The following is a 13,322-nucleotide window of genomic DNA, read 5'->3' on the forward strand; positions in this document are numbered from 1 at the left end:
ACAAAACAGAAAATAGCGGCATATTGTTTTTGAAGTTTGGCTGGATCTGTAGTAAAATGAAAGTGCTCTTGCATGGGGGATCTCTCCTTTCGAATGTTGGGTGACACTTTCATTCTACTGGAGATCCGCCAGCAAGGGCTATTTTTATGCTTGTCTGAGTTTTATCTAGCACCACGGGTAGTTTCAATTTTTTATTAAACAGGGTAATATAACACGTTAAAATAAAGGGTTTTTTTATATAATAGGATAAACAATTTATATAAAACAAAAAAGCCCCCTAAAGGGCTTGGGCATCAAAATACCGAGCGAGCGTCACAATCATCGCTCCCATCCGCTCATGTTCCGGGGCGATGACGCGATCGACTCCCTCTTCTTCCAATGCTTCTTTTGTCACTTTGCCAACGGCGCAGGCCACGACATCGGTGCGAAACGCGTCAAGCAGCGGTGCGATCTCTTTTTTCTCGCGGGCGAACGAAAAGAAAAAGCGGACTTGCATCGCCGATGTAAAACAGACGGCATCGACTTCGCGCCCGACGATTTCTTTATACAATGTCGCCAGTGTCTCCTCATCCGGAGCGATATGCCGGTATGGCAACAATTCCGTATACAAAGCGCCTTGTTCAAGAAAAAACTGCTTCAAGGCTGGCGCGGTATCGCCGTACAGCTGTACAACAACGTTTTTTTCCGCAAAGTCGTGCCCATAAAGAGCAGCAATCAACCCTTTCGTCGTCCCGTCCTCGCTTGCGGCCACCGGGGTGACGCCGATTTGTTTCAACGCCGTCACCGTTTTATAGCCGCGGGCAGCCACGTTCGCTTCCTTGATCGTTCGATGCCATTGAGCAGCCATTCCCTCCCGGTCGGCCGCTTCCAACAGCGCCTCAAAGCCGATTCCCGTCGTAAATACGATCCAGTCCGGCCGCATGGCGATGACGGTTCGCATTTCCTCTCCCAGTTCGCTTCCCTTTGAAAAGACGGTCCCTTGCGCCGGACGAATGATGGCCGTTCCTCCTTGCTTTTCAATAAGCGTTGTCATTTCGTCCAGTTTGCGTGACGCGCACAAGGCAATCCGTTTGCCATGCATGTCCCTTCCCCCTTATGGTCAGTCGTTCGTCCTTTCCATTCTAAAAGATAGTCTTTGCCTATGCAACAAAAACCATTCCGCTCCCTGGCACATCGCAACGCGAATGCCGCCTTCATTGGGTATAGAGCCCAGCGCAACAGAACAGACCGCAGGCAGAAACAGCCGACCACCATCAAAAAAACACGCGCCCAAAGACGCGTGCCCTCCGTTCAACGAGTATGTACCATGGCCTCTTCTCCGCGGCGGTCAAATGAACCGGTGATGCGCGTCGGCTCGACGGAAATGATCCGATCGAGCGGGATGTTCATCAGCCGCATTTGCCGATTGTAAACGAACAGTTTGCGTGCTTCTTGATACAGCTTGACCGGCAGCACGACCGCCTCCCCCTGCTCCGTTTGCACGCGCACCGGCTGCTTCTCTTCAATCCACGCCGAAAGTTGTTGGTACAATTCGTTCATTCCGCTTGTTCCCCCTTCTCACCCATTCCTACTTATTGATTATAAAAGGAAAAGACAGAAAAAGGGGTGAAGAAAAATCAACAAATTCGACGAAGGGATGACAAACCGTGTCGATAAATGTTCAGCGCACGGAAACATTCCGTGCGCCTCTAGATGTTGTCAGCGGTAAATCAACACGCGCGCTGCGGTGCGGTCAGCGCTTTCGCCAATCACGCGGATTTTCAACCCGTAGTTGGGCACGTTCCGCCCGGCGTCTTCCGCCCCTTTATTGTCATACGAGCGGCTGTCGTCAAACGTCGGCGTCGGCGATGTATCGTTGTCGATCAGCTGTGAGCCATTGATTGCCACGCGGAATGGGGCTCCTTTTCGCAGGCTGAACGCCGCATCGTGCACTTGATAGCGAGTCGGCGCTGTCGTATTGCCCGACCATTTTAACGTATGCTGGTCGGCATCCACAACGCCAAGAAACCCTTCGCCCGGATGGACGCCCGTCCAGTTGTTGTCATAGCCTTCATCCACATACCAGACGACAAGCCCTGGATCGTACGAAAGAAGCCGGTCGCCGCGCAAAATATGGGCGAGCCCTTCATCGACGCCGCGGTGGTTGCGCCATTCCAACAAATAGTAATGATCCGAATACCGCTTGCCATCGCTCTTTTCAAAGCCTTCCACCGCAAAGGCGCTGTCCCCTTCGGCGTCGTCGGCAAGCACGGTTGCCCCATCAGCTGTCACTTGGATGTTGTCAATATACCAGCCGGCTTCCGACACCGCCGCATCAGTGATGTAATGGAAACGGAGGTCAATCGTTTGTCCTGCATAGGCCGACAAGTCAAATTCTGCCTTCACCCAGCCGTTTGACGTACCGGTAATGCCGTTGCCAGGGTTTTGCCCGTACGGATTGTCGGTCGTTGTAATGTTTCCTTGAATTGTTGTCCATTCGTTGCTGCCATGCGGTTTCACTTCCACCGCCCCGTAATCCCAATCTTTCTCAATCGCATACCATGTGTCAAAAGCGAGCATCGCCTTGGACGCTTTCGTCAAATCGATCGTCGTTGCCATCGTATGATCTAAGTTGTTTCCGCTTCCAGAGAAATAGGCGTACGCACCGCTTGGCGGAATAGTGACGACCGTTTCCTTTTTCGGCAAATTGATGCGCACAGCGTCATGGTTCGTCCCTTTCGTGCTTGCTTCGTCAAGCAATACTTCTACACCGTCTTTTGTAATCTCATTCCATTCAACGGTCGCCCCGGTCAGCCAGTTGCTTCCCGGCATCGTCGATTGCAAAAACTGTTTCGCCCAGGCGCTGAAGCCGGTCGGCTCGGTGCCCGGAATGCGTCCCGCCCAACTTCCGCTTGACATAATCGACCAATAGGCAATGGGCTCGCCCAAGCCGGAGTAAATCGTATCATATTCATCCGGCAGCCCTAAATCGTGGCCGTATTCATGGGCAAACACCCCTGCCGCCCCATCGGCCGGTTCGATTGTGTAGTCGTACGCCGCCAGCTGGCCGCGCCAATACGGCACATCGGTTGTTGTGTTCGGGATGCGATAGATCGATCCTAAATTCCAGCGGTGCGACCAAATCGCGTCGCCGCCGAGCGAACCGCCTCCCGCCTCTTCACCGACGCTCGAGTGGATGATCATCAAATGATCGATCAAGCCGTCCGGCTCGCGGTAGTTGCCGTCGCCGTCTAAATCGTAGCGATCCTCTTGGTCAAACTCACGCAAATCAATGGTCGGATCCTGGGCAGCCGCCGCCAGCGCCTCGCGCACAAGCGCCCGCGGATTGGCGTCATTGCCATCCGGGGTCGGCACGTTGCCGCCATAGTATTTAGCCGGATACTTCGCCTGATACCAGCCCGCCACTTTTCCTTCGATCGAATAGCTGCCGCCTGATTGCTCTTCATAATACTTTTTCACCGAGATGAGTTTTTCTCCGTTCGGTCCTGCGTAATAGCCGTCATCCCCGCCGAAAATCATGTCTTCATAATGTTCACGGGTATAATCTTTATAATACATATCCGTCTCATTCGGTTGAATGCGGTTGTGCGGAAAATCCGGGTATTCAATGAGCAAAACGAGCACGCGGTCCACCCGCTTGCCACCGTTCCATGCCTCTGGCTTGACAGACGGAACGGAATCGTTTTTCGTCTGGCCAAGCTTTTTTCCTTTCCCATTCAAAATACTGTTTTTCTGCCCCTTCTCGCGCAGCACATCGGCCCGCTTTGCCTCGTATTCGTGCAATTCTCCTTTTTCTTTCGAAGCGTGGGCCGCCTTTTGTTTTAAATAGGCGCGCACCGCTGCTTCCGCCTCAGCTGGGGTGGCGTCAGCGCGAAGCTTGCCGCTTTTTTTCAACATCTCCGCCAGCTTCTCTTCATTCGCCACCGCCAAATCGACCGGACCGCCGTGCCTGGCTGCCAAAGGTGCTCCCGAATTGGCGGCCTGCGGGGCGGCCGCCGGCGCTGCCCATAGGCCCATTCCAAGCGACAGCGCAGCAACAAGTGATGTGATCGACCGTTTCTTCAAAAACATCCCTCCATATCAAATAAAAGGTTGATAGAAACTCTATACAATTAAAATATTATAGAATAATTCCAAAAAACGAAAGGGAATTTTTGACTAAGAACAAAACAGTTCTTTTTGCCTATGTTTGTCGAAAAAACGAGATTTATAGCAAAAAAAGACTATCAATTTCACCTTAACAGACCCGTGGTGTTCCGGTTACAATGTAATATATTCGCAGTTTTTGTAGAAATTCTGGTTATGCAGCTGACGATGGGAAAGAAGGTGCCGCGATGCTTAGTATTTTAAAAGACTTTTTGCTGAACTTGTTTTTTATTCTCCTGCCGGTGTTTCTTGTCCCGCTATGGACGGAGCAAGAAAAAGGGCCAAAGCGCCTCCGCCTGTATTTGCCGACCGCTTGTTACGCCATTGTAATCGTCCTATGCATCACTCTTCCAGTCGGCGCGGAAAACGATTTTATGTTCGACTTGTGGCAAATTCCGCTTTGGCTCGGCAGCCTATACGGCGGGGTTGGTCCGGCCGCCTTGTTGGTGCTCGTGACGATCGTCTATCGCTCATTGTTCGGCGGAGCCGATGTTTTGATCACTGTCGTTGTTTCCATTGCCATCGCTGCGGTCAGTAGTTTATGGACAAAACGCTTTGCCTCGCTGCCGTCCAAACAGCGCGTGCTGCTGGCAACGCTGCTCAGCTTTGCATCCGGCCTATTGACGATCGCCATGGCAGAGTGGATCGTCAACAACCCGCCCCCGCTTCTTCTTTCACTTACATTTTTGCTCGTACAACCGGCAAGCATACTCATCGTTTGCGCCGCCCGCGAGATGGTGTACCATGACATGGCGTTGCGCAAACGGATCATCCGTGCCGAAAAAATGGAAGCGGTCACCCATTTGGCCGCCTCCATCTCTCATGAAATCCGCAACCCCTTGACAGCGGCGCGCGGGTTTATCCAGCTGATTGAAGAGCAGCCGCTTGCCGCTGAAAAGCGCCGCCAGTACGCCCGCATTGCGTTGGAGGAGCTCGACCGGGCGGAAGCGATCATCACCGATTACTTGACATTCGCCAAGCCGGCCCCGGAGATGCCGGAAAAGCTGAACGTCAAACTGGAAGTGGAGCGGGCCATCGACATCATCCGTCCGCTCGCCAATATGAGCTGCGTCGACATTCAGGCATCGCTCGCCCCGTTTTCCGTAATGGGAGAACGGGAAAAGTTCCGCCAATGTTTGCTCAATATCATGAAAAACGCCATTGAAGCGATGCCGAACGGCGGCACGCTGTGGGTATACGCTTCGCTCGATAACGGGCGCGTGCTCATCCGCATTGCCGATACCGGCATCGGCATGACGAAAGAACAGCTTGATCGGCTTGGGGAGCCGTACTTTACGACAAAAGGAGTCAAAGGCACCGGGCTTGGCATGATGGTCGTCTATCGCATTGTCGAATCAATGAACGGAACAATTCGAATTGAAAGCGAAATACATAAAGGAACGACGGTATCGATTTATTTGCCGCTCGCTCCGTCCCCATCCCCATCCACGATTTCCGATAAAGAAAAGCAGTTGTTTGCCGTCTTGTAAGCGCCGCGGCCAAACCGGGGGAAGACGATAACCAGCGAAACAAAGGATGCCTGTTCAGGTGTCCTTTTTCTTTGTCCTATGTTCCCGACAGTTTATCACCACTGGCGTTTTTGTTACAATACTATAGGATGGAAACATACCGAAGGAAAAGGAGACAGTTGCATGATTCACGTCAAAACGGAACGAGAAATTCAGTTGATGCGTGAGGCGGGGAAACTCTTGGCCGCCTGTCATCAAGAGATCGCCAAGCGCATCAAACCGGGGGTCACGACGATGGAGATCGACCGGTTCGTTGAAACGTTTTTGGCCAAATACGGCGCCAAACCGGAACAAAAAGGCTACCGCGGTTATCCGTATGCGACATGCGCTTCCATTAACGATGAAATTTGCCACGGGTTTCCGCGCAACGAGCCGTTGAAAGAGGGCGACATCGTCACAATCGATTTCGTGGTCAACTGGCGTGGGGCGCTCGCTGATTCGGCTTGGACGTACGCGGTCGGTGATGTAAGTGAAGATGTGCAAAAGCTGCTCCATGTCACGGAACAGTCGCTATACAAAGGCATCGAACAGGCGGTCGTCGGCAACCGGATCGGCGATATCGGCCATGCCATTCAAACGTACGTCGAATCGCACGGGTTTTCCGTCGTCCGCGATTTCACCGGGCATGGCATCGGGCCGACGATTCACGAAGAGCCGTACGTTCCCCATTTTGGCGAAAAAGGAAAAGGGATGCGCTTAAAGGAAGGGATGGTCATTACGATCGAGCCGATGGTGAACATGGGGGCATGGCAAAGCAAAATGGACGCAAACGGCTGGACGGCGCGCACCATTGACGGCTCGTATTCGGCGCAATATGAACATACGATCGCCATTACGAAAAACGGGCCGCTGATCTTAACGACGACGGCGTAAGGATGCAGATATTTCTTGTTCTCAACAGCTTGATTTTTTCGACATTCGAAAAACCCGGGTACACGTTGGCCCGGGTTTTTCGTTCCCTTCTCTTTATTCTGGCCAGACCGTTGCGGCCGCTGTGTTGCCATTGCTTTTTCCTGCCATTTTGTTTACATAATATAATTATGGTTACTACCCTTTCAGCACTTTCACGTAAAACGTCCGCTGGCGCGGCCCGTCGTATTCACAAAAATAGATGCCTTGCCAACGGCCAAGCAGCAGCCGGCCTTCATGAATGATAACATGTTGCGACGCGCCGACCGTGCTCGCTTTCATATGAGCGGCCGTGTTTCCCTCCATATGGCGGTCAAGCGGATGCTCCCACGGGTACGTTTCATCAAAGCGGCGCATCATATCGCGCTTCACGTCAGGATCCGCGTTTTCGTTAATCGTGATGCCGGCTGTCGTGTGCGGGCAATAAACGATCGCCACCCCCTCTTCTACCCCGGACTGGCCCACCGTTTCTTCGACAAATGACGTAATCTCCACCATTTCATCGCGCTTTGTCGTGCGAAGCGAAAAAGATTGAAGCAAGTCTTTCACCTCCTGAACAAATATTTTGTAGAACAACGCAAAATTTGCTACCATTTAATTATAGCACATGGAACGGCCTCCCACCTGCCATCCCTGCATGGAAACGGGAGTCTCCTAGCAAAGTCCATTGGGGTGAAACTGCCGTGCCGAAACGATACACGAATCTCGACAACGTCTCGACGCACAAAACATGGGCTGATTTTCGTCGCTGGCAACGGGAGCGGAAACAAAAACAAAAAGATTTGTCATACGTTGTACCCCGCATGGAGCCGCCGCAATCCGACCGGCTTCACAAGCCCGGCGGACGGCCGCAGCTTTGCTGGGTTGGCCACTCGACCTTTATCATGCAGTTGGCCGGCGTTACGATCGTCACCGACCCGGTTTGGGCGCAGCGGATGGGCACGGCCAAACGCTTGTCAGCTCCGGGCATCGCGCTTGAGGACATGCCGCCTGTGGACGTTGTGCTCATCTCCCATGGCCACTATGACCACTTGCATATCGGCAGCCTCCGCCGCTTGCCGGGCGACCCGCACGTGTTCGTGCCCGAGGGGCTCGGCCGTCTGCTCCGCCGCCGCGGCTTCCGCCATGTCACTGAGCTGTCGTGGTGGCGCACGGCTGAATTCCGCGGCGTGACGCTCACATTCGTTCCAGCCCAACATTGGACACGGCGGACGCTGTGGGACACGAACACGTCGCATTGGGGCGGATGGGTGATCACATCAAACGGCGCCCCCACCATTTACTTCGCCGGCGACAGCGGCTACTTCCGAGGCTTTCGCGACATCGGCGACCGCTTTTCCATCGACTATGCGCTCTTGCCGATCGGCGCCTATGAACCGGAATGGTTCATGGGGCCGCAGCACACGACCCCGGAAGAAGCCGTGCAGGCGTTTTTGGACTGCCGCGCTCGCCTGTTTGTCCCGATGCATTACGGGGCGTTCCGCTTGGCCGACGATACGCCGAAAGAAGCGCTTGACCGCCTATGGGCTGAATGGCGGCGGCGCGGATTGGAAGAGGAGCGCTTGCTTTGCTTGAAGCTCGGCGAGGTGATCGATGCCGCCCAACTAGCCGCAAGCGGGGGGTTCAGGCGTGCGGAATCGGGCGGAAACGAGCCATAAAGCCCGCCGCTCCAACGGACAAAAAGCGTTCCGCTGCCCGCGGAACGCCTTGTCTCTTATTCTTTCACTTCTTTTTTCCACAGCCCGACCATCAGCGCCGTCACGACGGAGCCGATCAAAATGGCAAGGATATAAAGCCATGCGCTGCCTTTGACGATCGGGATGACGAAAATTCCGCCGTGCGGCGCCGGAAGTCCGATGCCAAACAGCATCGTCAGCGCCCCGGCTACAGCTGAGCCGACGATAATCGACGGAATGACCCGCACCGGATCGGCCGCCGCAAACGGAATCGCCCCTTCCGTGATGAACGAAGCCCCCATAATATAGCACGTTTTGCCGGCCTCGCGCTCGGCTTTCGTAAACTTCTTCTTGAAGAATGTCGTCGCCAGTGCCAATCCGAGCGGCGGCACCATCCCGCCAGCCATAATCGCCGCATGCGGCGCATAGTTGCCGGCGTCGATCATGGCGATTCCGAACGTAAACGCTGCTTTGTTAATCGGACCGCCCATATCGACTGCCATCATGCCGCCTAACACCACGCCAAGCAGCACTAAGTTCGCCGTTCCCATACCTTCGAGCCAATGTTTCAACCCTTCATTCAGCGCTTTCACCGGATCGATGACAATATACATCATAATCATGCCAGTCAAGAAAATGCCGAACAGCGGATACAACAGCACCGGTTTAATGCCTTCTAACGACTGCGGCAAACGGCTGAACAGGTTGCGCAGCCCGACAACCAAATACCCGGCCAAAAAACCGGCGATCAATCCCCCCAAAAACCCAGCTCCGCCGTTCGCCGCCAGAAAGCCGCCGACCATCCCCGGCGCAAACCCTGGTCGATCGGCAATGCTCATGGCGATGAACGCGGCCAGCACAGGAACCATTAACGCAAACGCATTGCCGCCGCCAATGTCCATTAACAGTTTGGCAAACGGATGATACGACGGATCGTTCGGATCAAACGCTTTAATGCCGAAGGTGAAGGAAAGGGCAATCAAAATCCCGCCGCCGACGACAAACGGAAGCATATTCGATACACCGTTCATCAAATGCTTGTAAAAACCGGTGCGCGGCTTCGCCGCTCCCGCGCTGCCTCGCGCCGTGCTGCTCGCCCGATAAATCGGTGCATCTTGGCGCAGCGCCTGCTCGATGAGCTTCTCCGGCTCGCGGATCGCACGGGCGACCGGCACTTGGATGACAGGTTTCCCGTCAAAACGGTCCATGTCGACTTGTTTATCGGCTGCGACAATGATCGCCGTTGCTTCTTCAATCTCCTTCGCCGTCAGCTCGTTTTTCACTCCATCTGAGCCGTTGGTCTCGACTTTGATGGATACCCCCATTTCCGCTGCTTTCGCTTTCAGTGCATCAGCGGCCATATACGTATGAGCGATTCCGGTCGGACAAGCGGTCACCGCCAGCACTTTCCGTCGGCCGCCAGATGGGGCGCCTTGCAGAGACGGTTCTTCCCTTTTGTTCTCTTTCTCTTTGAACAAACGGAGGATCTCCTCTTCATCCGAAGCACGCTCCAACCGGGTGCGGAACGAGGCATCCATCAACAGCGACGATAGTTTCGCCAACGCCTGCAAATGCGTCTGTTCCCCGCCTTCTGGTGCGGCGATCATGAAAAACAAATGGCTTGGCTTGCCATCGAGCGACTCATAATCAATGCCTTCCGCTGAACGGCCGAACGCCACCGCTGGGCGCTTGACCGCCGCCGTTTTGGCGTGCGGAATGGCAACGCCATCTCCAACGCCGGTCGTGCTTTGTTTTTCCCGCGCCCAAATGGCTTGCTTAAACGCTTCCACATCGCTGACCGCTCCCGCTTCGGCAAGCTTTTCAGCCAGTTCATCAATGACTTCGCCCTTTGTCTTCGCTTGAAGCGCGAGAATCATCGTTTCTTTTGTCAACAAATCTGTAATCTTCATTGGCCCAATCCCCCTTTATTTTCAATTTATAAATGCACGATATGGACGCGGTCGACGAGCGCTTCCACTTCCTCTTTCGTACACAAATCTTCCGAAAACGCGGTCGCGCTTCCAGCGGCGACACTGTAAGCGAATGCTTCCTCAATCGATTTCCCGTTCGCTTGGGCAGCCAAAAATCCAGCGACCATCGAATCGCCCGCCCCGACCGAATTTTTCACTGCGCCTTTCGGCGCTTCGGCAAACAGCGCCGTTTCCTCGTTGAAGTAAAACGCCCCGTCGCCGCCCATTGACACAATGAGGTGCTCCACTCCCTTTTCCACCAGTCGTCGGCCATACAACACGATGTCTTCTCTTGTCACCATCGCAACACCAAACAGTTCGGCCAGCTCATGATGGTTCGGCTTAGCCAAAAACGGGCGGCACGCAAGCAGCGCCCCGAGCGCCGGACCGCTCGTGTCAACAACAAGGCGAACGCGCCGCTTCACCGCCCGAGCCGCTAATCGCTCGTACATGTCCGCCGGCAGCGACGTCGGCGCGCTTCCAGCAAGAACAAGCACATCACCGGCCGAAAGCGCTCCAATTTTCGCGATCAATTGCGCGGCATCGTCATCGGCAATCGCCGGGCCTTCGCCGTTAATTTCCGTCTCCCGCCCCGCTTTCAGTTTGACGTTAATGCGCGTTTGCCCTGGGACATGAACAAAATCGCAGGCAATGCCTTCTTTCCGAAGTTCGCTTTCAATGTACCCGCCGGTAAATCCGCCGATGAACCCAAGCGCCGTGCTGTCAACACCCAAGCGCTTCAACACACGCGACACGTTGATCCCTTTCCCGCCCGGAAATGTGAACGTTTTCACCGAACGATTCAGTTCGCCAACATGAAGCTCATCGAGATGAACGATATAATCAACAGATGGATTCAACGTACATGTGTAAATCATGGAGCCACAACCTCTACTGTTGTTTTTGTTCGATACAAATCGTTCCACTCTTCATCCAATTCATCGGTGATCAACACCGCTTCATGCAAATCCGCAATTTTTGCGAACGCGCTTTCATTCAACTTCGAATGGTCTGCAAGCACATACGCACGCTGCGCCAGCTGCATGGCCGTATATTTCACCAGTGCCTCTTCCGGGTCCGGCGTCGTATAACCATAGTCGTAATGAACACCGTTCGCGCCGATGAAACATTGGTCGAAGCGGTACTGCCGCAGCGACTCGATGGCGCCGCGCCCGATCAACGCCTTCGTTTTCGGCTTGATCATGCCGCCGACCAAATACGTCGTGACGTTATGCTCAAGCAGCCGCTCGACATGCATCACGCCGTTCGTCACCACAATGACCTCTTTGCCAGCCAAATGCGGAATCATTTCCCACGTTGTCGTTCCCGCATCCAAATAGATGCAGTTTCCTTTTTGCACCAAGCTGGCCGCATAGGCGGCGATCCGCCGCTTTTCTTCGATATATTTCAGCGATTTTTCCGACACGCTTAACTCTTCACGTTTTTGCTGCAACAACGCCGCCCCGCCGTGCACACGGCGCAGTTTCTTTTCGGTCTCAAGCTGCGTCAAATCACGGCGAATCGTCGACTCTGACGCCCCGGTCGCGTCAACGAGCTCTTGCAGCTTGATGACTCCTTTTTGCGCCAACAGCTCCAAAATGAAGCGGTGGCGTTCTTCGGTCAGCACACTCCCACCTCCGATCACCGGGGATATCGCTTACAACTCTATCATATCCCAAGACAACGAAAAAATCAATCAAAAACATTCATTTTCTATCAATATCATTCAATAAATAAGAAAAACCATTCAAAAACATTCAAAACCAAAATAAAAAACACTTGCCCTAGGCAAGTGCCTTTTTCCCTTAATTCAATTGCTCCATCTCTGCAAGCGGCAAATAATGCTCGCGCACAAACGCGACAAACTTCGCCGCATACACGGGATCAAACTGCGTCCCAGCGCAACGCTCGATTTCCTCAAGCGCCTCTTCAAACGTTTTCGTCGGCTGGTACGGCCGCTCAGTTGTCATCGCATCAAACGAGTCGATAATACACAAAATGCGGGCCAATTTCGGGATTTCTTCCCCCTTCAGCCCGTACGGATACCCTTTTCCATCATATCGTTCGTGATGCAGCTCGACAAGCGGAAGCAAATCATCAAACCGCTTCTCCGCCGCCACAATCTCGCGTCCCCACGTTACGTGCTTTTTAATGATCTCCCATTCATGCTTCTCCAACTTTCCCCGCTTATTTAAAATATCGCGTGGCACTTCAATTTTGCCAATGTCATGGATGAGCGCCCCTAAAATGAGCGTCTGCCGTTCATGGTCGGTCAACTCATCAAGACGACTGCCAAACTCCAACGCATATTTAAACACCCGTTTGCTATGGCGGTATGTATAGACATCTTTCGAAAGAAAGAATTTCACTTGTTGCTCGAGCGCTTCCAAGTCTTGTTTAAACTTAATTTCATCCAAGCACATATTATGTTTATCATACAACTGAACGTTGTTTTTCCCTTGCGCCTTCGCGTAATAAAGCGCCTGATCGGCGCGGTGGATGAGCTCATCGCTTTCATGCATATCCTTTTCCATCTCGGCGATGCCGCACGAAAACGACAGGCAACGGTACGGAATATGCTCGACGCCGTCAAAATATGTATCGTTCACTTCTTTGCGCAACCGGTTTAAAAACGCGTACGCGTCTTCTTTCGTCGTGTTGGGCATCAAAATGGCAAACTCTTCGCCGCCATAGCGGGCGACCGTGAAGTTCGTCCCGTCCACCGCTTTTTGCAGCAGCTTCCCAAAAAAAGCCAACAAACGATCTCCTTGCAAATGCCCGTTCCGGTCATTGTATTTTTTAAAATCGTCCAAATCCAGAAATGCCAAGGTCAACGGCTGTTTCAACAGCTTGCAGTCGAAAAACTGCTCCTTGAGCGTTTCTTTGAAAAAACCGTGGTTGTATAGGCCGGTGAGGTGATCTCTGTTGGCGCGGTTGGAGACTAGTTGGTATAATTGCAAAAATTGTAACTATTCACCCCAGTGCTAGTGTATAAAAAAGCCCAGCACAAATAGGGCATTTCGGTCATAGAAAATGCCCTAGGTAGCGGAAAGAACTCGATCGATCGTTTCGCCTGCCAACAGAAGACATAA

General features: G+C 53.2%; 10 protein-coding genes and 1 pseudogene. 3 read left to right on the top strand and 8 right to left on the bottom strand.

Features of this window, described 5'->3' with window-relative positions; all coding sequences use genetic code 11:
* Positions 1-277: 277 nt before the first annotated feature.
* The 3 genes from ETC02_RS14980 to ETC02_RS14990 all read right to left on the bottom strand — a co-directional run bounded on the left by ETC02_RS14980 (position 278) and on the right by ETC02_RS14990 (position 4,065).
* On the bottom strand, positions 278-1,081 hold the full coding sequence (locus ETC02_RS14980; protein ID WP_050367304.1) for a uroporphyrinogen-III synthase: 804 nt from the start codon (positions 1,079-1,081) through the stop codon (positions 278-280).
* Positions 1,082-1,290: 209 nt separating this feature from the next.
* Positions 1,291-1,539: a hypothetical protein gene (locus tag ETC02_RS14985; protein ID WP_050367305.1), complete on the bottom strand. Its 249-nt coding sequence runs from the start codon at positions 1,537-1,539 to the stop codon at positions 1,291-1,293.
* Positions 1,540-1,698: 159 nt separating this feature from the next.
* Positions 1,699-4,065 (bottom strand): immune inhibitor A domain-containing protein, encoded by a 2,367-nt coding sequence (locus ETC02_RS14990; RefSeq protein ID WP_063211344.1) that lies wholly within the window; start codon positions 4,063-4,065, stop codon positions 1,699-1,701.
* Positions 4,066-4,334: 269 nt separating this feature from the next.
* On the opposite strand from ETC02_RS14990, the gene ETC02_RS14995 reads away from it, so the two are divergent.
* Entirely contained in the window at positions 4,335-5,636 is a 1,302-nt protein-coding gene (locus ETC02_RS14995; protein WP_050367306.1) for an ATP-binding protein, read from the top strand.
* A gap of 162 nt (positions 5,637-5,798) precedes the next feature.
* Complete coding sequence (map, locus tag ETC02_RS15000) at positions 5,799-6,548, top strand: type I methionyl aminopeptidase (RefSeq protein ID WP_050367307.1); 750 nt, start codon at positions 5,799-5,801, stop codon at positions 6,546-6,548.
* Positions 6,549-6,722: 174 nt separating this feature from the next.
* Here the strand turns inward: map and ETC02_RS15005 are convergent, their stop codons facing one another.
* Positions 6,723-7,124, bottom strand: coding sequence for a secondary thiamine-phosphate synthase enzyme YjbQ (locus tag ETC02_RS15005; RefSeq protein WP_050368673.1), 402 nt, complete (start codon positions 7,122-7,124; stop codon positions 6,723-6,725).
* Between the two features lie 143 nt (positions 7,125-7,267).
* Between ETC02_RS15005 and ETC02_RS15010 the strand changes: the two genes are divergently transcribed.
* Complete coding sequence (locus ETC02_RS15010) at positions 7,268-8,242, top strand: MBL fold metallo-hydrolase (RefSeq protein WP_050367308.1); 975 nt, start codon at positions 7,268-7,270, stop codon at positions 8,240-8,242.
* Positions 8,243-8,298: 56 nt separating this feature from the next.
* Here ETC02_RS15010 and ETC02_RS15015 read toward each other — a convergent pair whose 3' ends face one another.
* The 4 genes and pseudogenes from ETC02_RS15015 to ETC02_RS15030 form a co-directional block, all read right to left on the bottom strand.
* On the bottom strand, positions 8,299-10,170 hold the full coding sequence (locus ETC02_RS15015) for a PTS fructose transporter subunit IIABC (protein WP_050367309.1): 1,872 nt from the start codon (positions 10,168-10,170) through the stop codon (positions 8,299-8,301).
* 26 nt (positions 10,171-10,196) lie between these two features.
* A complete protein-coding gene (gene pfkB, locus ETC02_RS15020; RefSeq protein WP_063211315.1) occupies positions 10,197-11,108 on the bottom strand; it encodes a 1-phosphofructokinase in 912 nt (303 codons plus the stop codon).
* Complete coding sequence (locus ETC02_RS15025) at positions 11,105-11,857, bottom strand: DeoR/GlpR family DNA-binding transcription regulator (RefSeq protein ID WP_063211317.1); 753 nt, start codon at positions 11,855-11,857, stop codon at positions 11,105-11,107. Before ETC02_RS15025 ends, pfkB begins: the two co-directional genes overlap by 4 nt.
* 178 nt (positions 11,858-12,035) lie before the next feature.
* A pseudogene (locus ETC02_RS15030) lies at positions 12,036-13,196 on the bottom strand (diguanylate cyclase); the annotation flags it as partial.
* Positions 13,197-13,322: the final 126 nt, after the last annotated feature.

It is taken from the genome of Geobacillus sp. DSP4a (assembly GCF_013096875.1).
GTDB lineage: Bacteria > Bacillota > Bacilli > Bacillales > Anoxybacillaceae > Geobacillus > Geobacillus thermophilus.

Coding starts and splice junctions, on each gene's coding strand:
- ETC02_RS14980 (WP_050367304.1), bottom strand. CDS start 1,081: ATGCATGGCAAACGGATTGCCTTGTGCGCGTCACGCAAACTGGACGAA.
- map (WP_050367307.1), top strand. CDS start 5,799: ATGATTCACGTCAAAACGGAACGAGAAATTCAGTTGATGCGTGAGGCG.
- ETC02_RS14985 (WP_050367305.1), bottom strand. CDS start 1,539: ATGAACGAATTGTACCAACAACTTTCGGCGTGGATTGAAGAGAAGCAG.
- ETC02_RS14995 (WP_050367306.1), top strand. CDS start 4,335: ATGCTTAGTATTTTAAAAGACTTTTTGCTGAACTTGTTTTTTATTCTC.
- ETC02_RS15015 (WP_050367309.1), bottom strand. CDS start 10,170: ATGAAGATTACAGATTTGTTGACAAAAGAAACGATGATTCTCGCGCTT.
- pfkB (WP_063211315.1), bottom strand. CDS start 11,108: ATGATTTACACATGTACGTTGAATCCATCTGTTGATTATATCGTTCAT.